This is a genomic window from Bifidobacterium sp. LH_416 (assembly GCF_056357055.1).
This window is the reverse complement of record NZ_JBKEVJ010000002.1, coordinates 517,526-537,825: the sequence shown is the minus strand read 5'-3', so window position 1 is coordinate 537,825 and position 20,300 is coordinate 517,526. Positions and strand designations below refer to the sequence as shown.

Here is a 20,300-nt window from a genome sequence, read left to right as displayed (position 1 = left end):
TGTTATTTCAACTGAAAGGTCTTGGACACAGGCTCACCGTCGTAAGGTGTGAAGGTCACGGTGATGGGGGAGCTCTCGTCGTTGAGCTTAACCGCGTATTGCGCAGTGGCTTTCACTCCTGGCTTGATGTTGAGCATGGGACTGCCGTTCACATATCCGTCAGGGTCATCGAGATACAACGCCCTATCCAATTCCACGTTATGTTGCATGACAGAGACGTCACCGTAATAGCTGAATGATTCACTGTTCGCGGATTCGTTAATCCAATCCAAAGCAACGATGGCGGATGGTGCATCCATGGCATCCGTTGGGCCGCGCTGCACGCCAGCAAACGCGTAGGAGAACTTCGTATACTCGCTATCTCCAATGGTCGTCATGCCTGCTCGATCACTCGAAGCTGCCTGTGAGATAGTAATCGTATTTGATTCGACTTGCGTCCAATCGCTTCCGCTGCCGGGAGTGAATGCAGAAATGATCAGAGGGCTTACCGAATAGCGGGCGTCACGGTCACTTTGCACATAGATTGGCGTAGTTGTATCCCGCAGCGTATACGCCAATGTTGTGGTGAAGTTTTCTCCGGAATCAACTTTGGTTTGTGGTGATTCATAACTGTAGCCGGGAACTTCGGTACTCGTGGAGAAACTGATTTGCCGTAGCTCCAAACCATTCTGATATACCTCAGGAGAAGCGATCGAATCGAATGTCAGCGCCTTATTGCTGGTATTCGTCCATTTGAAGGTCACAATCACCGTAGGATTACCGGAATAATCGGCGGGACCGGTTGCGGCGGAAGCGATGGTGATAGTGCCCTTAGACTCTCCTGAAGCGTCGAGCACATCACCGGTTTTTTCAACAGTAATGGCCGTACTGTTTTCATTTTGAGCAGCATCATCAGAATAATCGTTGTCAGAATCTGAAGAGTTACCGTCGCTGGTACTGCTGCTTTCTGTTGTGCTGGAATGCCAAGGCGAGGTGCCTGAATCAATCAAATCGTATATGGTTCCGGCAATCGGTTCCCCAAAGCTGAACAGTAGAACGAGCGCAACAACACTCCAGACAAACGCTCGGCTCTTTTTGCGTTGTTTGCCTGTTTGCTGCCGTGCGATTACCGGATTCGCTCGGCGTGCTGTGCCATGTCCTTGAGGGTGCGTGTGCTGTTGCTGTTGACGGTATTGTTTGAGCGTATTGCGCTGCTGCGTGCGAGCCTGCTGTGCTCGTGCCTGTTGCGGAACTGCCCCACGCTTGGTCTGATTCGTGCGTTGCGTGGTGGATTTGCGCGCAGCTTCAGCCCATTGCTTCCCTCGTTGTTCGGCAGCCTCGCGCATTTGATGCTTGGTATCAACGATTTCAGAGAGATAATCTGCGCGCTTTGATGGGTCAATATAGGAAGGCATTCCATCATCAAAGGGAGAAACATAATCATCGTCATGATTGAGCAATCCCATAGCATCCCCCTTGGTGCATTATCAGCATTGTTCACCATTCTACGGTGAGTGAGAGGGAACACAAGATGTCCAGAGTCCGGAAAACCCCGCGTGTCTGCTAAGCCTAGTTGTAGAGCGAAGCCAATACCATCAACTCGGAAAAGAAATAAGGGAGATGGTAATGGCTGATAACGCTCACAATGAACAGCCTCAGCGCAATAACAATGCTGCTGCAACACAGCGCAAGGATCGCTTCTTCACCTTGCCGGTTAACATTCTGATTTTCGCCAGCTTCATGCTTGGTATGAGCGAATTCGTTGTGGTTGGCATCTTGCCGGATATCGCAGCCGGTTTGAAGGTTTCCGAAGTGACCGTCGGCAATTTGGTGGCTATTTTCGCGTTTGTGTACGCGCCTTGCACGCCGCTTGGTTCTGCAATTTCCGGTCGTTTTCCACGTTTCGCTACCTATCTGACATTGATGGGTGTGTTCTTGGCCGGTAATATATTGTGCGCATTCGCGCCGAATTATCCGGTGCTGTTGATTGCCCGACTGCTTATTGCTTCGGTATCTGGCACATTGGTGGCTATTTCCATGACGTTCGCTCCCGATGTGACCACTGATCAGTACCGTACAAAGTTCATCGCCTGGGTATTCTCTGGTTTCTCCATTGCTTCTGTGGTAGGTGTGCCAGTGGGCACATGGGTGGCAAACACGTTCGGTTGGCGAGTGACGTTCTATCTGATTTCCGTATTGACTGTGGTGCTATTGCTGCTCATGTTCACTGTGCTGCCGCGCAACAGCCACATTATTAAAGTGGGATTCCTGTCTCAGTTCCGTTTGTTCTTTGATCGCCGTATTCATTTGGGTGTGCTCACCGTGGTGTGCGGAGCAGCATCCAGCTACGTGTTCTACACCTATTTGACGCCGATTCTTCGAGACGAGGTGAAGGTTCCAGAACAGTACATCAGCTTCGGCTTGGTGGTTTACGGCGTAGCCTGCTTGTGGAGCAACCTGTATGCCGGCAAGCTTGCGGAACACGGCAGGGGAGTGGAACCGCTACATCATTTGCGTTGGGTATTCCTCGCACATGCGGCTCTCTTATGCTCTCTGGCATTGGCACACGTGTTCTCGTTCTATGGTGCGATTGTGCTTATCGTGCTCGGCATGTTCATGTACCTGTTCAACGCATCGTCTCAGGTGCTGTACATGGATGTAGCTGCGCAATCGCACCCAGGCTCGATGAATCTGGCCGCTTCGCTCAACTCGATGTCCTTCAACATTGGCATTGCCATTGGCTCCGCTGTCGGCGGCTTGGCCAATGATTTCCTCGGCCTGACCTGGCTCGGCCCGGTGGGCGCAGTGTTCGCATTGCTGGCCATGGTGATGTCGATGATGCTTGGCCCGTATGTGGGCAAGCGCATCGAACGCTGAATGGCTAACGGTCAGCTGCGGGGAGAGCCGAACCAGTTTTCATAAATGATGGAGAAGTTGCGGTTACCGTAGCTGGAACATGAGTCTCCTTCACCTACTCCGGCTGCCAATGCAGCCTCATTGGGCTGATACGGCGTGTAAATGTAGAGCAGTGCGGTGGCCTTGTTCTTGATATACACGTTGGTACCGCCGCATGATTCATCCGGATGGTATTGCACGTAATTCAGTGCGTTCGCATGGTATCCGTAGCTATCTTCGTGCGCCGTGTAATACTGGTATCGTTTGGCGGCGCCATACACCTGCTTGAAGAACCCTGCATATTCAGGGTCGCAACTGGCATCATCCGGGCAACTCAAGCCCATGGCCGCCTTGTACTGGAAATCAGTGATCTCCGTTGCTGTGACCAGATGTTGCTCTTTTTGCAGAACGGTAAGTAGCACCTTTTGGCTGACACCGCAGGCTTTGGCTGCTTTTGTAATGATTGCGGCAGCTGTCTCGCCTTTAGCGCCCTTATACGCGTCGCAATACTCGTCAGCAGGCTGATTGGTGGTGTCGAACGTCTTTGATTTGAGGCATTCACTGCCGGAACAATCGGTACCCTGCTCGTCAAGAAATGCCTGCACTTCAGACTCGCTCATCGCATTGCCATTAAAGAATTGGCCATCCGAGATAATGTCTCCCGGATCGAAGTTGTATTCCTGCGTCAACTGCAACTGACGGGCTTCAGCCTCTTTAACTTCGAGACGCCATTCAACAAAGCGAACAGTGCCCATCGCGAGCGCCATCGCGCAAATCACCGCCACAAGAGAAATCGCAATGGTTTTGATTTTCTTGCCGAGGCTCGCACGCTTCCACCATTGCGAGGGACTCATGGGCTTACGACTGCCGACTTTGCCCCCGCTCGCCTTGCTTTTTGCAGTATTGCTGCGCTTGGAGGCCTGTGTCTTGGACTGTTTCGTTTGCTTCGCTTGTGTCATCGCTCAGACATTCTAGTAGCCGACGCTCAGAGCTTATTACGCTCCCAGGTGAAGGCAGCTCTTCCAGATTGCAGTAAATTACGTAGCTTGTTGGTTTGGTATGCGTATCGCGACCGTAAGCTTGGCCGAACGGCCTTGAGTGTGTCGCGATGCGTATATCAAACCAACAAGCGTCCGCAAGAAGCTTCTAGGCAAGAACTTTTTTAATACGGTTCAAGGATGCGGGACCGTGTGTGCCGAGCTCCTGTGCCCACAGGCTGACGTAAAACTCTTCGAGCATCCAACGAGCCTGCTCAGCCTTCTTCATTAGCATCTCATGCTTCGGCCCGGCCGGTTCCGCCTTAGCCTGCTTCAAAGCCTTGTCTATCAGCTGTTTCGCCTCGTCAGCCTGCCATGCCCATTTCACATCGCGATTCTTATCGGCTTTTGCCTTATTCAATCGCATGAGATCAGCTTTGAGATACCGGCTCAGCGACTTCAACGCATCCGGGGGAGTGCGGGCGATGAAACCGGGGTACACGATGGTGGCGATATGGTCACGAATCGATTGCAATACCGAAAGCATTGGTAGATCGGCTTTGCCTGAGGTGGCTTTATCGACCTCGGCATACGCTTTGATAATGCCAATAACGTCATGAGCCACTTGGTAGACGGTGTCTTCGTATACTTCGCGTACATCCAAGACAGCGTTTGCCAGCGCCTCATCATTGGCAAGCATATCCACATTCGGCAAGAGCCTCTTGACCGTAGCCAACTGCAGATCCTCCACCAATTCCTTGGTGGTCTTATAGGGAGCGGCTGCCAGCAGTAATGCTTCAGTGCCGAGCCAACGTGAGGATATGCGTTCGGCTGGCAAGCGCAGTGCATCCAATGCGCCGCGCCACAGCATGTCGGCGCGAGACTGCGTAGTAGCTCCCGCCTTATGCAGCAGATTGGCCTGTTCAACAAGATTGCCCTGCTGGGCCGCCTTATCCGCCTGCTTTTTGACCATTTGGCGAGCCGATGCTTCAGCTTGTGCCGCAAATTTACGCTGCAAGGATTGGAGGTTTTTGGAAGTTTCCAATACCTTGACCTGACCGCGAGCATGACGGCGACTACGAGACTGCTTGGCAGGAGGCAGTTGCTGTTCTACCGAGAATGTCACCTTCAAATACGGCTGCAGTCGCTCCATCAATTCCGGGCCCAGCACCTCGGGATGAATCTGCGCGCCAACGGTAGCGATGGCGGCTTTGGTGAACACGTGAGCCAAATCAGGCCATCCAACAGTCTCATCATCACTGTCCATTGGAGCAGAATTCGGCTTCTGCTGAGAGCCGGAGCCTGGCAAATCCGGGTAATGCTCGTCAATCCATGCACGAATTGCGCGGGCGGCATCAGGAGCCGGTACGAATTGCACACGCAGCTGCTTGGGCAATGCCTTGATCATCGCCAAAATTAGCTCATCCAACAAGCCTGGCACATTCCAAGTGAACTGTTCCGGCGTAATACGGGAGAGTGCCTTGAGCGGTACGTGAACGGTGACGCCATCCAACGGATTACTGGGATCGTAAATATAGCTCAAACGCAAATCAATGGGTTGGCCATCGGTGCCGAGCGTATGCCAATGATCCGGATAATCACTGAGGCTGACGGATTCACTGTCGGAAAGTCGCTCCACCTTGGAAGGATCAAACGTCAGCAAATCAGGATGCTGATTATGTTCCTTCTTCCACCATTTCGCCAAATCAGCAACCGATGTTACATCGGCGGGAATTACCGCGTTATAGAAGTCGAACAAGTCCTCATCGGACACGGTATCCGCCAGCTGGCGAGTACGGCTGGCATCCTCTGCCGCGTCCTCAAGAATGTCTCGATTCGCGCCGACGAAATCGTCGTAGCTGAATCGTTGTTGAATATCGCCTTCCACCAAACCTTGGCGAAGCAGGAAGTCACGGGCCTCCAGCGGATTGATGCGACCCCACTGCACAGTGCGATCCTGCACAATCGGCAAACCATACAACAACACACGCGCAGTGGCGACCGCCGAGCCTCGAGAACCGGACCAATGCGGTTCAGCATACGTGGTTCGCGTCAACTGTCCAGCCAACGGCTCGGCCCATGCTGGATCAATAGCCGCCGAATATCGGGCCCACAAGCGAGAGGTTTCCACCAATTCCGTGCTCATCACCCAGGAAGGAGTATTCTTCGCCACAGATGAGGCCGGGAATAGTGCAAACCGAGTGCCACGCGCGCCTTGGTAATCATTTTTCGACTGCTTCTGCGCACGCTTCATTGCACGAGCGCGAGCCGCACCAGTCAATCCCGCGAAATCAGACGCCTTAGGTGCACGAATCACCTGCATACCCATCATGGACAGCAAGCCGGCAAGCATCGACTTATGAATACCATCAGCATCCCAAGCACAGCACAACGAGTGTGCAGGCTGCTGGTTCAACGGCAGCTGACGAATCTCCAAGCCAGGTCGCGTGGACGGCAGAGGGTCGCCGACCTTGAACTTCAACTCCTTGCACATTTGCTTGAGCTGAGCAACCAAGTCCTTCCACTGGCGCATTCTCAGCCAACTGAAATACTCGGTTTTACAGATACGACGCAACGCATTATTGCTCGGATCACCATCCGCTTGGAAAACGCGATCCCAAATATTCAACGCGGTCAAAAAGTCTGAAGTCTCATCCGCATACCGATTATGAATGCGATCAGCTTCCTCGCGTTTATCATCCGGGCGTTCGCGCGGATCCTGCAAACTCAAGAAAGACACCACCACCAGCACTTGAGCCAGCAGATTGGGGGAGCCGGATTTTGCGGCTTCAATCACCATACGTCCCAAGCGCACATCAATAGGAATGCGAGCCAGCTGGCGGCCGATATGGGTAAGCGTAACCTCGCCACGTTTGCGGCCGATGGCTTTAAGCTCGGTCAGCTCGTTGAAACCATCGGAAACAGCCTTCATGTCCGGCGGGTCGATAAAACCAAACGTGGTCACATCTTCAGCGGTTCGCGCCACACCAACCGACAGCATATGCAACACCACAGCACCTAACGAGGTACGCAGAATCTCCGGTTCAGTGAATCGAGGACGAGTCTCGTAATCCTCGCGTGAATACAAGCGGATGGCAATACCGTCCGCCACACGACCGCATCGACCGGAACGCTGATCGGCACTAGCCTGACTGATCGGCTCAATCGGCAGACGCTGCACCTTCGCGGTTTTGGAATACCGTGAAATACGAGCGGTACCTGGGTCGACCACGTAACGAATACCCGGCACAGTCAACGAGGTTTCTGCCACATTCGTGGCAATCACAATACGCTGATGCGTATGCGGCTCGAATACCTTATGCTGATCCGCAGAAGACAGGCGCGCAAACAATGGCATGATTTCAATAGCATCAGGCCTGCGCATATCATCAGCGCGAGGACCATAATGATGGCGCAGCGCAGCCTCAAATTCATGAATATCGCGCTCGCCGGAAGCAAAGACCAAAATATCGCGCGGACCACGCTCGTGAGAGGAATGAATCACCAGCTCAGCACAAGCGCGAGCCACGGCCGTAGGCATGTCGGTAATACCATCGTCGGCATAACTGGTGGAGTTGCCTGAGCGAGGACGGTCGGAATCTGATTCGGCAATTGCGTTTGCCAGCTCGTCATAATCCGCGTCCCCCGGGCGAGCGCCTGTGGCGAAACCGGGCACTTCTCGCATCAAAGCGGGAGCAGTGCCCAGCGGTTCATACAACACCTGTACAGGGAAGGTGCGTCCGGATACTTCGATAACCGGCACCTTCTCATGCAGAGCATGCTCGAAATGCTCCTTGAACTTCACTGAATCAATCGTTGCGGACGTGATGATCAGCTTCAAATCACGGCGGCGAGGCAGCAGAGCAGTCAGATAGCCAAGCAGGAAATCAATGTTGAGGCTGCGCTCATGAGCCTCATCGATGATGATCGTATCGTACTGGGAAAGATTCGGATCGCGTTGAATCTGAGCCAGCAAAATACCATCGGTAACTACGCGCAGACGAGTATTCGGTGAACTCTCATCAGTAAATCGAACCTGATAACCCACCTCATCGCCGAGCTTGACACCAAGCTCCGCAGCGATACGTTCGGCCACAGTGCGAGCTGCAATACGTCGAGGCTGCGTATGCACAATCTGATGGCCATGCGTGCCTCGGCCCAGCTCGAGCAGAATCTTCGGCAGCTGCGTGGTTTTACCAGAGCCAGTCTGACCGGAAACAATAACGACTTGATGATGTTGAACCGCTGCGGTTATCTCTTCGCGGGCACCGGAAACGGGAAGTTCAGCTGGATACTCAAATTTCATGACGAACTTCAATAATACGGAAGCCCTTGGAGCTCGCGTATTTGCCCACCGCGAACTGATCTCCCAGCGCCTCCGCCAACCAAGGAATCAGAGAATCGGAGCCAAGATTCTTCTGCACCACAAGATATGCCGCAGCACCCGGCTTCAGTTTCGGCAGCCAAGCCATAAGCAGCGTATGCAATGCTTCCTTACCAATACGAATCGGCGGATTCGACCAAATGGCGTCAAACATCAGATCATCGGGCATGGTGAAAGTGCCTTGCGGTTGCTGGTCAGATGGCAGGGGAGTGCTGGATTCGTCGACCAACGTTGTACGGACATTGCCGCATCCGTTGGCAGTGGCGTTAGCCTGAGTCAAATCCAACGCGCGTTCGTTAACATCCACAGCCCATACGGTGGCATTCGGCGAATCCAAAGACATCGCCAGCGCAATCGGACCCCATCCGCAACCCAAATCGAGGAAATTGCCCTCTTCGGGAAGTTCAGGAGCATGACGCAACAGCACGGAAGTGCCCAAATCAAGCCTGGAGCCAGAAAATACGCCATTCGACACCTGCACCTGTGCGTCATGACCGCGCACGGTAACGTTCAGCGTGCGGCGAACATCCTTGGATGAAGGTTCCGCGGAAAAATACTGCTCTGCCATCAATCGACTCCATTCCAGCGGACCACCCGCATGATGTACGACCATGATTTACGACTGTTGCCCAGCGTATGCGGGCATGTCACCTCACATGATGATAATAAGGAGCCATAGAAGAATCGTGAACCGTTGAACCCCGAAGAGGTGCTTTTGAGCGAAGACAACCAGTACACCGACATCGACCACGGCAGTTCCAGCATTACCGCACAAGGTGTGCTTTCCTCCCAGTCGGACGTTCTTCTCGACAATAGTCAACGGCCAGCGGGATGGCATGAAGACACCAATCAGGAATGGGAAGAGCGAGAAGCCCGCAACGAGCTCAAACATGTGGCCGGTCTTGGCGAACTCGAAGACGTCACCGAAGTTGAATACCGTAAAGTGCGTTTGGAACGCGTCGTATTGGTCGGCGTCTGGTCCTCAGCCGTAACCACCCAAGCGAAGGCGGAAGAATCATTACGAGAGCTGGCGGCGCTCGCGGAAACTGCTGGTGCCGTGGTGTGCGATGGTTTGCTGCAGCATCGTTTGAAACCGGATGCGGCCACCTATGTGGGCTCTGGTAAGGCGCGTGAAATCGCGGATATTGTGGCTCGAGAGGAAGCGGATACCATCATCGTCGATGATGATCTGCCGCCATCGCAACGCCGTGCATTAGAGGATGCCGCCAAAGTGAAAGTGGTTGATCGCACGGCGGTGATTCTTGATATCTTTGCCCAGCATGCCACCTCGCGTGAAGGTAAAGCGCAGGTGGAGCTGGCTCAGCTTGAGTATATGCTGCCGCGACTGCGCGGTTGGGGTGGCTCTCTGTCCCGTCAGGCTGGCGGTCGTGCCGCTGGTGCGGATGCCGGCATTGGCTCTCGAGGCCCGGGTGAAACCAAGATTGAGATGGATCGCCGTGTGATTCGCACGCGCATCGCCAGGCTTCGCCGGCAAATCCGTGAGATGGCTCCAGCCCGTGAAGTGAAGCGAGGGTCCCGCCGGCGTTTTGGCCTGCCTACTGTGGCGGTAGTGGGGTATACGAACGCTGGTAAATCATCGCTGACCAATCGTTTGACTGGCTCTACCGAACTGGTGGAGAACGCGCTGTTCGCCACACTGGATACCGCCGTGCGCCGCGCAAAAACCCGTGACGGCCGCTTCTATGCATACGTGGATACGGTTGGATTTGTGCGCCGCCTGCCAACTCAGCTGGTGGAAGCATTCAAATCCACATTGGAGGAAGTCGCTGAAGCCGATGTGATCGTTCATGTGGTGGATGGCTCCCACCCGGACCCGTTCTCCCAGATCGACGCGGTCAATGATGTTCTTGCAGACATTGACGGCACCGCCTCGATTCCGCGCATCGTGGTATTCAACAAGGCGGATCAGATCGAGCCGGCGACTCGTGAACGTTTGGCGGCCCTCCAGCCTGATGCGCATATCGTTTCCGCATACAGTGGTGAAGGAATCGATGAATTGCGTGATGCTGTGGAAGCGCTGCTTCCTGTGCCGCATGTGCACGTTAACGCATTACTGCCATATACGGCGGGCTCGTTGTTGTCCCGTGTGCGCGAATACGGCAAGGTGAGCAAGGTGGAATACCGTGATGACGGCGTACTTGTGGAGGCGGATGTAGATTCGCATTTGGCTGCTCGTGTTATCGAACAATCGATTGATGAATCAAACGATTAACGTGATGAAAGTCACATATGGTTTGTGAGCGTTAACAACCGTTGTATATTCAGGATTTTCTGGATTTTGCAACGGTTTATTGCACATGAAAACGTCTTAGTGGGTTTATAAAGTTAAACCGTTAGTTACATGGCCTGCCGTTCTGCAGACCGCCTTTGAAGAGAGGTTAATCCATCATGGCGGAAACTACCGTTAAGCCCACGAAGCTTGCTATCATCGGTGCCGGTGCTGTTGGCTCCACCCTCGCGTTCGCTGCTGCTCAGCGCGGTGTTGCTCGCGAGATCGTGCTCGAGGATATCGCTAAGGAGCGTGTGGAAGCCGAAGTGCTCGATATGCAGCACGGCTCCAGCTTCTACCCGACCGTGTCCATCGACGGTTCCGACGATCCTGAGATCTGCCGCGACGCTGACATGATCGTCATCACCGCTGGTCCTCGCCAGAAGCCAGGCCAGTCCCGTCTGGAGCTCGTTGGCGCCACCGTCAACATCCTCAAGGCCATCATGCCGGGCCTCGTCAAGGTCGCTCCGAACGCCATCTACATGCTCATTACCAACCCGGTTGATATCGCCACCCACGTTGCCCAGAAGCTGACCGGTCTGCCTGAGAACCAGATCTTCGGCTCCGGCACCAACCTGGATTCTGCTCGTCTTCGCTTCCTGATCGCCCAGCAGACCGGCGTCAACGTCAAGAACGTTCACGCTTACATCGCTGGCGAGCACGGCGACTCCGAAGTCCCGCTGTGGGCTTCTGCCACCATCGGTGGCGTCCCGATGTGCGACTGGACCCCGCTGCCGGGCCACGAGCCGCTCGATGCCGCCAAGCGTGAAGAGATTCACCAGGAAGTCAAGAACGCCGCCTACAAGATCATCAACGGTAAGGGCGCCACCAACTACGCCATCGGCATGTCCGGCGTCGACATCGTCGAAGCCGTTCTCCACGACACCAACCGTATCCTCCCGGTGTCCTCCATGCTCAAGGACTTCCACGGCATCTCCGACGTCTGCATGTCCGTCCCGACCCTCCTCAACCGTCAGGGCGTCAACACCGCCATCAACACCCCGGTGTCTGACAAGGAGCTCGCCGCTCTGAAGCGCTCTGCCGAGACGCTGAAGGAAACCGCAGCCCAGTTCGGCTTCTGATAAATAATCGTTCTGCGGAGCGTTCTCGTCGTTGCAGCAGGCTCGAAATACCTTTGTATTCCTTCGCCTGCTGCGCCTAGAGACCGCACGCGCAGAACGATTATTTATTTTTTGATAGAAAATCGCTGTATGGGATTTGATGTCCATACAGCGATTTTTTATGAGGTGGCTGGGCTTTACTGGTGGAGGTCGCCGGCTGAAGGGGTGGTGTAGCCTTCTGGTTCCAGTTGGAATGTGGTGTGGGGCACGGAAACAGGGAAATGTTCACGCAAGCAATCCTGAAGCTGAGCAAGCACTTGAGCCGCCTGCTCCATCGTCAAATCTTTGTCCACCACCACATGAGCCATCAAAATAGGCATGCCAGTAGACACCGTGCTGGCATGCAGATCATGCACCGCAATCACATGAGGCACGCTTTCCAAATGCGTGCGTACAGCATCCAAATCAAGGCCCTCGGGCGTTTCCTCAAGCAGCACACGTACGGCATTATGCAGTAACTTGATAGCGCGGGGAATCATCAACAGTGCGATAATCGCACCGGCTACAGCGTCAAAGCCCTTCCATCCGGTAGACATCATGACCAAAGCTGAAGTCACCACAGCAACCGATCCCAGAGCATCATTCATCACCTCAAGGAAGGCTGCCTTCATATTCATATTGTCTTCGCGTTGCGAGGCCAAGATGAATATGGAAATAATATTGGCACTTAAGCCCAAAATGCCAACAAACAGCAGAAGATTGACATCTTCAATTTCCGCGTGCGTGCCGCCGAATAAACGCATACCGGCCTCAACAAGGGCGTATATGCCGACAATCAACAGCACCACGGCTCCAGCTGCAGCGGTCAGTACTTCAAGCCGTGCCCACCCCCATGTTCTGGTATTACTTGGCTTGCGTTGCATAAGAATGGCCGTAATCGTCGATGCAATGAGCACAGACATGTCGGTTAGCATGTGTCCCGCATCCACCAGCAGTGCCAGCGAGCCAGTCACAAATGCGGACACGACCTCAATGATGAAAACCAATCCGGTTACGGTAAGTGTAGCGATTAGCCGGCGCTGATGAGCTGATGCGCTGGTGGTTGATGTTGATGATGGTGCATGTGTATGTGGCATAGGTGGTAAAGCCAGCTCCTTCTTCGATATCGAGATGAAATCGCTTCTCAATACCATTTGCGTTACGGTTCAAATATGGAGAAACCCCGGTCAGTGACCGGGGTTTCAGTGCTGCCTGACAGTCTAGCACTTATCGAGCTATGTATGCTTAAGGCGGCGGGCGCACGAATGTGCTATGCCTTGCGGATTACAGTTTGCGCAGCACTGTTACCACTTTGCCCATAATGGTGGCGTGAGTGCCGTCGATGGGGGAGTAGGCCGGATTATGAGGAATAAGCCATACATGGCCTTGCTCTTTTCGGAACGTCTTCACCGTGGCCTCATCATCCAACAATGCAGCCACAATATCGCCATTCACGGCGGAGTTCTGCTCACGAACCACCACATAGTCGCCATCGCAGATGGCGGCATCAATCATGGAATCTCCGTGAACCTCCAGCATGAATAGTGTTCCCGATCCCGTTAAACGCTCTGGAAGACGCATGACGTCATCAATATGCTGTTCGGCGGTGATGGGCATGCCAGCCGCGATACGCCCCACAAGCGGCACATCGCGGGACTCGCTAATGGATTCAGCCGGGAACTGGTAAATTTCTGCGGCTTGTGACTCATTCGGCTCTTGCCCCTGCGCGGCATCACGCATAATGTCATTCTGCGAGGAGGAAGAAGGCTCAGAAGAGGCGGGGGCTATCACTTCAATCGCGCGGCCTTTGTTGGCATTGACGCGAATAAACCCTTTTTCCTCGAGAACCTGAAGCTGATGCTTCACCGAGGATGGACTTTTCAAACCAGCGGCTGATCCAATTTCTCGGAATGAAGGTGCGAACCCTTGCTCCTCGATATGAGACCTAATCGCATTCAAGACTTTGCGCTGTCGATCGGACAATGAGGCTTCGTCCGGCGTGGATTTCGGGGAGAAGGGGATGGTGCTCACTTCAGGGCTCCTTTCGTGCTCTTCTTAGCATAACGTGACATTCACAAAAAATCAAACATCTGTTCGAGTTCTGCGCTTGACTTCTTCGAACATACGTGCAATGATTTGAACAGATGTTCGATAGAACACCTGTTCGAGAAGGGTGGCTGAGATGAATAGTCCAAACGCGATGATGATTACTCGCAGTCCTGAGATGTGCGATGCTGCATATCGCCATGGAAGAACAGTGCGTTCGGCTGCGCTGCATATGTCTGAACGGGTGAAGCGCCAACGTAGGCATAATGTTGTGCTTGCAATGCTGCTTGCCACCATGTTGGCATGGTTCGGTGTTGGCGCATGGTCGGCTCGAACGGCACAGTCGGATGCGGGCACGACCGGCATGACGAGCTACATTGTGAAGCCGGGGGATACGTTATGGTCGTATGCTTCTTCCATAACGCCGCAAGGGCAGGATGTGTCTGAAACGGTCGATGAGCTGATTGAACTCAATGATTTGGATTCAGGCGCATTGCAGGCAGGCCAACGGATTATTGTTCCTCATGCGTAATGCGAACCACCTGTATTCGGATTTTCTCCATGGTCACGTTATCCTAGGTGGCATGCATTGTCCTTTTTGCCAGAATCCCGACACCAAAGTTATTGATACCCGTATCAGTGAAGACGGCCATTCCATTCGTAGACGCCGTGTGTGCCCCAAATGCAATAGGCGCTTCACCACATTGGAAACCAGTATGCTTTTGGTCACCAAGCGTTCTGGTGGTGCAGAGCCATTCAGCCGTGACAAAGTCATCAATGGTGTGCGCAAGGCGTGCCAAGGTCGCCCGGTGCGAGAAGAAGATTTGAAAGCGCTGGGGCAAAAGGTCGAAGAAGATTTGCGTTCACGAGGTCTTGCTGAAGTCACTTCAGACGAGGTCGGCAAGGCTATCCTGAAGCCTTTGCGAGATTTGGATGAAGTGGCCTATCTGCGCTTCGCAAGCGTATATCAGGATTTCTCTGGCTTGGAAGATTTCCAACACGCTATTGATGAATTGCGCAACAAGCAGTGACGTCAGTACAAGTGCCTACTTGATAACTACACGAATGGGGCTGGTGTTGAGAATGTTCTCAACACCAGCCCCATTCACAAACTGCCTATGACAGTCAGTTTCAGTGTGTGATCAGAAACTTAGCAACGCAACGAGCTCAGTTCGTGACACGCATGCGAATTGTTCCCTCAATACCGCGCAAGGCCTCAAGAGTTGCCGCGCTGGGCTTGGAAGCCACGTCGGTAACCACATAGCCAATCTCACCCTCAGTAGCCAGGGACTGGAACGAGATATTAATGTTCTCGTTGCCCAATACATGGTTGACGCGAGCCAAAACACCCGGAAGATTATCGTGCAAATGAGCAATGCGGCATACACCCTTGCACTTGCCTAGATTGATTTGCGGCAAATTCACGGACAGTGACGTAGAGCCATTGAACCAATAATCTTCAAGGCGTTGAGACACAAAATGACCAATAGATTCCTGTGCCTCCAACGTGGAGCCACCGATATGCGGGGTCAGAATCATATTGTCTTCGTCAGCCAGCGGTGTATTGAATGCATCGCCGCTCTTCTTCGGCTCTACAGGGAATACATCAACTGCCGCTCCAGCAAGATGACCGGAATCAAGATGCTGCTTCAGTGCATCCAAATCAGCCACAAAGCCACGAGACAAATTAATGAAAATCGCATCCTGCTTCATATGAGCAAACTGATCTTCGCCAAAGAAACCAGTATTGGACTTACGTCCATCAACATGCAGTGTCACAGCGTCGGACTGCTCCAAAAGCTCATTCAGCGTAGCACAACGATGAGCATTACCCAAGGCAAGCTTCTCTTCAATATCGTAGAAAACCACGCGCATACCGAGCGCTTCAGCGAGCACTGAAAGCTGGGAGCCGATATTGCCATATCCGATAATGCCGAGCGTTTTGCCTCGTACCTCATGGGAGCCGGCAGCGGACTTATCCCAAACACCATGCTTGATATGGTGCGTATGAGCCGGAATTCGGCGCATAAGGCAGATGATGTCGCAAATCACCAGTTCCACCACGGAACGAGTGTTGGAATACGGAGCATTGAACACGGCAATGCCATGCTTGCCCGCATAATCCAAATCAACCTGATTCGTGCCAATGCAGAAGCAGCCAACAGCACTGAGGTTTGGACGTGCAGCCAAGACGCGGGCGGTGACGTTAGTTTTAGATCGGACGCCAACCAGATCCACGCCATCAAGGGCATCAATCAGCTCGTCTTCGCTGAGTGCGCCTTTCATCGTTTCGACTTCAAAACCATGATCGCGTAACGATTGGGCTGCGTCTGGATGGATATTTTCCAATAACAGTGCTTTCGGCATGACTTTCACCTTAGATGTTCATGGACTGTTCGTCCGCTTTTGTCCGAACTATAACCAGTTTCTGAGTGGGTCTGGTCATTGCTACATACAGGTCAGATGCGGCAACCAGACGGCTTGGCGCATCATCTTCAATCATTCCAGGCTCGACTACGATCACTGCGTCGAACTCCAAACCCTTTACGGTTTCCGTTCCGCACACACTGATCTGCTCGTCCCACTCGGGTTGATCCAGTAGCCGCTGATATTCCTTGGGGTCAAGCACGCTGGATAGGCGCTTGCGCACAGATTGGCGCACCGGATCGATAAGCGAATCCGGGCAAATGATGGCAATACGGCCAGTGCCGTCTGCAGAAACAAAATGATTCGCCAATTGAGCCGACTGGTTGGCCACGGTCTGCAACAATGCCTTCGTATCGTCAACAGTATGGCGAGATACCGATTCGGGCAGATCACGCACAGCATGCACAGTGGAAATATACAGGCCCTCATTCTGCGCGAACTGGGACGCCAAGTCAGAAACCGCCTGCGGATTACGGTAGTTGATGGTCAGCTCATTAAGATCCCAGTTATTTGCTCCGAACAAACGATTCATCGTTTTGTCCCAACGTCTAGTGCCACCGAGAGCAGACGTCTGCGCCACATCGCCCACAATGGTGAACGAACGTGAGGGGCAACGGCGCATCAGCATTCGCCAATCCATGGCGGTAAGTTCCTGTGCCTCATCAACCACAATATGCCCATAGGCCCATTCGCGGTCAGCGGCTGCACGCTGTGAAGTCAGCTCAGCATCGTTACCGTTCATTTGATCAAGAAGCATCTGGCTGGAAACAATGCCCTGGCCAAGACCCGTAGCGGCAAGAGTGTCCTTGGCGTACTGCTCTTCCGCAGCGCGGCGCGCGTCAGCCGCTGATTTGCGGGCTACCACCTTGGGATCGGGACCCAGCAATTCCATGGCTTCATCAAGCAGCGGAATATCGGACTTTGTCAACGGCGAACCCTTGGGGCGCGCAAGTGCGCGAATATCATCATTGGACAGCCAGCCGCCGAAAGCCTTCAAACGTTCTGGATGGGCGAACAGCTGATCGATAAGCCACGGTCCCGTCATTGGCAGCCAGCACAGGTTCAGCGTTTTACGTACGGCGTCGTTCATGCGCAGCAATTGCATCGCACGATTGAGCTCGGCCTGATCTGGCGTATAGTCCAACTGATCGGCATAGCGGCGCTGCATGCTGGACAGCATGGAGCGGATGAAAGTTTCGCGAGCCTTGTTATGAGGCTGTCGAGTACGCTTCGCGTCAGCCTGTGCCTGCTGGATGTCAACAGCGAGCATCGATACCGGAATACCGCTGATGGTCACTGTCGGCAGGTTCGCAGGTATGCGGATGCGCGAGGCAATGGCATTAGCCACGACCTGTGCCATACGCCTATCGCCCTTGAGCTTGGCGGCATACGGGGTGTCAATGGCGGTAGCAGTAATGCCGGGAATAAGGTCGCTGATGGTGCGAGACACCACACCGGTCTCACCCAAAGAGGGAAGCACCTGGTCAATGTAATGCAGGAAAGCCGAGCTGGGGCCCACCACTAATACACCTGAACGTTCCAAGGTGCGGCGATGGGTATAGAGCAGATACGCGGCACGATGCAAGGCCACTGCCGTCTTGCCGGTACCTGGACCACCCTGCACCACCACGGCGCGATTCATTGCGGAACGGATAATGCGATCCTGCTCAGCCTGAATAGTGGCCACAATATCGGTCATTTTGCCGGTACGGCGTGAGCTGAGCGAGGCAAGAAGTGCGCCTTCGCCAGTGAGTGTGCCGGCTGATGACGCTTGACCGACCTGGTCGGAATGAACGTCGAGCACCTCATCTTCAACACCTACCACATTGCGGAAGCTCAGCGTGATATGCCTACGCATCACAATGTCACCATGGTTGGAAGGAGTAGCTTCATAGAACGGTCGTGCAGCTTCGGCGCGCCAGTCGGTCAGAATGGGCTCGTGATCGGTGCTGGACAGGCCGATGCGGCCGATGTAATGCCGAGTACCGTCTTTGGAATCGAGACGACCGAACACCAAACGATCTTCGACACTGCGAAGTTGGGTGAGGCGATCCTCATACATCGTGGCAAAAGAATCTCGTTCCGTGCGTTGCGTGGGCGATCCATGGGATCCTGCGGCTCGAACGGTATCTAGGCGATGCCACATTTCGGCACGAAGGTCATCAAGGCGACCGTAGGCACGATCAACGGCTTGTTGTTCCTCATGCAGCTGTGAGGCGTAACTCGACATGCTTCTCTTCGTTTCCATTTCTTCAAGGTCAACACTTTAAGGCATTCAAATTTACCGCACGCCCCCTACCGAGCTGCTCAGTAAGTCAATCAGACGCATGAACTTCCGGTGAATTCACATGGGTGTAGTGAGCGTGATGAGTGCGAGGTGCAGATGACGCTCATGCGCGACCGGTGGGGAAGATGCTGATCCAGCCTGGCCGATGACCGACGAATCCATAGGGGAGACCGGCCGACACGCACGAATGAGATGAATTCTTCCTAAAAGCGTGGGCAAATTGTGTGCTAGTGGGGAAAAATGGGGAACAGTGGGGTAAAGTGGTGAACCAGTTGGCAGGAGTGTACCTAAACGCGCGAAAAAGGAGGTGGAGCCATGGCTGGTGAACAGACCTCACAGGATGCACAATCCTCCATGAATGGCTCCGCCGGAATCGCAGATCTCCTGTCGGGCCTGCCGCCGCTGCTCCTGGGCACGTACACTCCAAAAATCGATGCCAAAGGCCGAGTAGCACTTCCCGCTAAATTCCGTTCTCAGCTTGGAGCCGGCCTGGTCATGGCTCGTGGCCAGGAGCGGTGCGTATATTTACTGCCCTTCGATGAATTTCGCCGCATCGCCGCGCAAATTCAGCGCACTTCCGTGGGCAACAAGGCTGCACGTGAATACCTGCGTGTGTTCCTTTCCGGAGCTGTGGACCAGGAACCGGATAAGCAAGGCCGCGTGGTTGTGCCGCAAATGCTGCGTGACTATGCCAACCTCGGTTCGGACATCGTGGTTATCGGCGTGGGCACGCGAGCGGAAATCTGGAATAAGGATGCTTGGGAGGCTTACCTCGCTCAGAAGGAAGAGGATTACGCCGATATTGCCGATGATGTATTGCCGGAGGTTGAATTCTGATGACTGATCTGACCACTATTCACCAGCCGGTACTGCTGGAAGACTGCGTTAATCTCATGGCGCCCGCTTTGGCGCATGAAGGTGCCATTGCAGTGGATTGCACGCTTGGCTTGGCCGGTCACTCCACCGCATTCCTGAAAGCCGCCCCTCAGGCTCGTCTTATCGGTATTGATCGAGACAGCGAAGCATTGGCGCTGGCAACCGCTCGTATGGAACAGGAAGGACTTGCCGACCGATTCACTCCGGTTCATGCAGCTTTTGATGAACTTGATCAGGTGCTTGAAGATCAAGGCATCGAACGCGTGGACGCGGTCTTCATGGATTTGGGATTGTCCAGTCTTCAGATCGATGAAGCGGACCGTGGCTTCTCATACTCCCATGACGCACCGCTTGACATGCGCATGGATGTGAGCCAGGAGCTGACAGCACAACGTATCCTCGCCACTTATGATGCTCCCGCATTGGTGCGCATCTTCAAGGAATACGGAGAGGAACGTTTTGCTCGTCAAATCGCTCGCGCAATCGTGACCGACCGAGCCAAAGAGCCATTGACCACTACCGGCCAACTCAATGCCTTGGTAGAACGTGTGGTTCCTAAAGCCCATCGTCCTGCAGGAAATCCCGCCAAGCGCGTTTTCCAAGCACTGCGCATTGAAGTGAACGGCGAATTGGCCAAACTCGCATCCACATTGCCCCAGGCGGCAAACCGACTCAATGTAGGCGGACGCCTGATAGTGGAGTCCTACCATTCGTTGGAAGACAAAACCGTCAAATCATTCATGGCGTATGGCTTGAAAATCGATGCGCCCGCCGATTTGCCGATAGTGCCGCCCGACGCACAGCCCTTCTTCACCGAGCTGACTCGAGGAGCCATCAAGGCCGACGAGCAGGAAATCGCTTCAAACCCGCGTTCCGCATCAGTCAGATTACGTGCGGTGGAACTTGCACGGCCCATACCGGACCGATGGCGCAGCCGCTTCGAGCATATGGTCGAGCAGCCTGAGGCCACGCATGACCCCGGCACTCGACGCAGTGGAAAACATACCAACAATCGCAATAATTCGAGGAGACATTAAAC

15 protein-coding genes are annotated in these 20,300 nt (G+C 53.9%); 7 read left to right on the top strand and 8 right to left on the bottom strand.

Annotation, left to right across the window (positions count from 1 at the left end; genetic code table 11):
• Positions 1-2: 2 nt before the first annotated feature.
• Positions 3-1,445: a DUF5067 domain-containing protein gene (locus AC1AY0_RS06955; RefSeq protein WP_476524930.1), complete on the bottom strand. Its 1,443-nt coding sequence runs from the start codon at positions 1,443-1,445 to the stop codon at positions 3-5.
• Positions 1,446-1,605: 160 nt separating this feature from the next.
• Here AC1AY0_RS06955 and AC1AY0_RS06950 point away from each other — a divergent pair, with 160 nt between their 5' ends.
• Positions 1,606-2,856: an MFS transporter gene (locus tag AC1AY0_RS06950; protein WP_476524929.1), complete on the top strand. Its 1,251-nt coding sequence runs from the start codon at positions 1,606-1,608 to the stop codon at positions 2,854-2,856.
• Positions 2,857-2,867: 11 nt separating this feature from the next.
• Here the strand turns inward: AC1AY0_RS06950 and AC1AY0_RS06945 are convergent, their stop codons facing one another.
• From AC1AY0_RS06945 to AC1AY0_RS06935, 3 genes are all read right to left on the bottom strand, one after another.
• Positions 2,868-3,833 (bottom strand): hemagglutinin, encoded by a 966-nt coding sequence (locus AC1AY0_RS06945; protein ID WP_476524928.1) that lies wholly within the window; start codon positions 3,831-3,833, stop codon positions 2,868-2,870.
• 187 nt (positions 3,834-4,020) lie between these two features.
• On the bottom strand, positions 4,021-8,157 hold the full coding sequence (hrpA, locus tag AC1AY0_RS06940; RefSeq protein WP_476526099.1) for an ATP-dependent RNA helicase HrpA: 4,137 nt from the start codon (positions 8,155-8,157) through the stop codon (positions 4,021-4,023).
• Positions 8,147-8,803 (bottom strand): class I SAM-dependent methyltransferase, encoded by a 657-nt coding sequence (locus tag AC1AY0_RS06935; RefSeq protein ID WP_476523107.1) that lies wholly within the window; start codon positions 8,801-8,803, stop codon positions 8,147-8,149. Before AC1AY0_RS06935 ends, hrpA begins: the two co-directional genes overlap by 11 nt.
• A 147-nt stretch (positions 8,804-8,950) precedes the next feature.
• Here AC1AY0_RS06935 and hflX point away from each other — a divergent pair, with 147 nt between their 5' ends.
• Both hflX and AC1AY0_RS06925 read left to right on the top strand, forming a co-directional pair.
• The gene (gene hflX, locus AC1AY0_RS06930) at positions 8,951-10,468 is read left to right on the top strand and encodes a GTPase HflX (protein WP_476523108.1); all 1,518 of its coding nucleotides are present in this window, start codon (positions 8,951-8,953) and stop codon (positions 10,466-10,468) included.
• 176 nt (positions 10,469-10,644) lie between these two features.
• Positions 10,645-11,607 (top strand): L-lactate dehydrogenase, encoded by a 963-nt coding sequence (locus tag AC1AY0_RS06925; protein WP_476523109.1) that lies wholly within the window; start codon positions 10,645-10,647, stop codon positions 11,605-11,607.
• Positions 11,608-11,783: 176 nt separating this feature from the next.
• Here the strand turns inward: AC1AY0_RS06925 and AC1AY0_RS06920 are convergent, their stop codons facing one another.
• A complete protein-coding gene (locus tag AC1AY0_RS06920; RefSeq protein ID WP_476523110.1) occupies positions 11,784-12,722 on the bottom strand; it encodes a cation diffusion facilitator family transporter in 939 nt (312 codons plus the stop codon).
• Positions 12,723-12,909: 187 nt separating this feature from the next.
• Positions 12,910-13,656 (bottom strand): transcriptional repressor LexA, encoded by a 747-nt coding sequence (gene lexA, locus AC1AY0_RS06915; RefSeq protein ID WP_476523111.1) that lies wholly within the window; start codon positions 13,654-13,656, stop codon positions 12,910-12,912.
• Between the two features lie 247 nt (positions 13,657-13,903).
• Between lexA and AC1AY0_RS06910 the strand changes: the two genes are divergently transcribed.
• Entirely contained in the window at positions 13,904-14,203 is a 300-nt protein-coding gene (locus AC1AY0_RS06910; protein ID WP_476523310.1) for a LysM peptidoglycan-binding domain-containing protein, read from the top strand.
• 52 nt (positions 14,204-14,255) lie between these two features.
• The gene (gene nrdR, locus AC1AY0_RS06905; protein ID WP_476523311.1) at positions 14,256-14,702 is read left to right on the top strand and encodes a transcriptional regulator NrdR; all 447 of its coding nucleotides are present in this window, start codon (positions 14,256-14,258) and stop codon (positions 14,700-14,702) included.
• Positions 14,703-14,838: 136 nt separating this feature from the next.
• Here the strand turns inward: nrdR and serA are convergent, their stop codons facing one another.
• Positions 14,839-16,038 (bottom strand): phosphoglycerate dehydrogenase, encoded by a 1,200-nt coding sequence (gene serA / locus AC1AY0_RS06900; RefSeq protein WP_476523112.1) that lies wholly within the window; start codon positions 16,036-16,038, stop codon positions 14,839-14,841.
• 10 nt (positions 16,039-16,048) lie between these two features.
• A complete protein-coding gene (locus tag AC1AY0_RS06895) occupies positions 16,049-18,328 on the bottom strand; it encodes a HelD family protein (RefSeq protein WP_476523113.1) in 2,280 nt (759 codons plus the stop codon).
• A gap of 411 nt (positions 18,329-18,739) precedes the next feature.
• Here AC1AY0_RS06895 and mraZ point away from each other — a divergent pair, with 411 nt between their 5' ends.
• Together mraZ and rsmH are read left to right on the top strand one after the other, a co-directional pair.
• Positions 18,740-19,222: a division/cell wall cluster transcriptional repressor MraZ gene (gene mraZ, locus AC1AY0_RS06890; protein WP_476523313.1), complete on the top strand. Its 483-nt coding sequence runs from the start codon at positions 18,740-18,742 to the stop codon at positions 19,220-19,222.
• Complete coding sequence (gene rsmH / locus AC1AY0_RS06885) at positions 19,222-20,298, top strand: 16S rRNA (cytosine(1402)-N(4))-methyltransferase RsmH (protein WP_476523114.1); 1,077 nt, start codon at positions 19,222-19,224, stop codon at positions 20,296-20,298. Before mraZ ends, rsmH begins: the two co-directional genes overlap by 1 nt.
• The last annotated feature ends 2 nt before the right edge of the window (positions 20,299-20,300 follow it).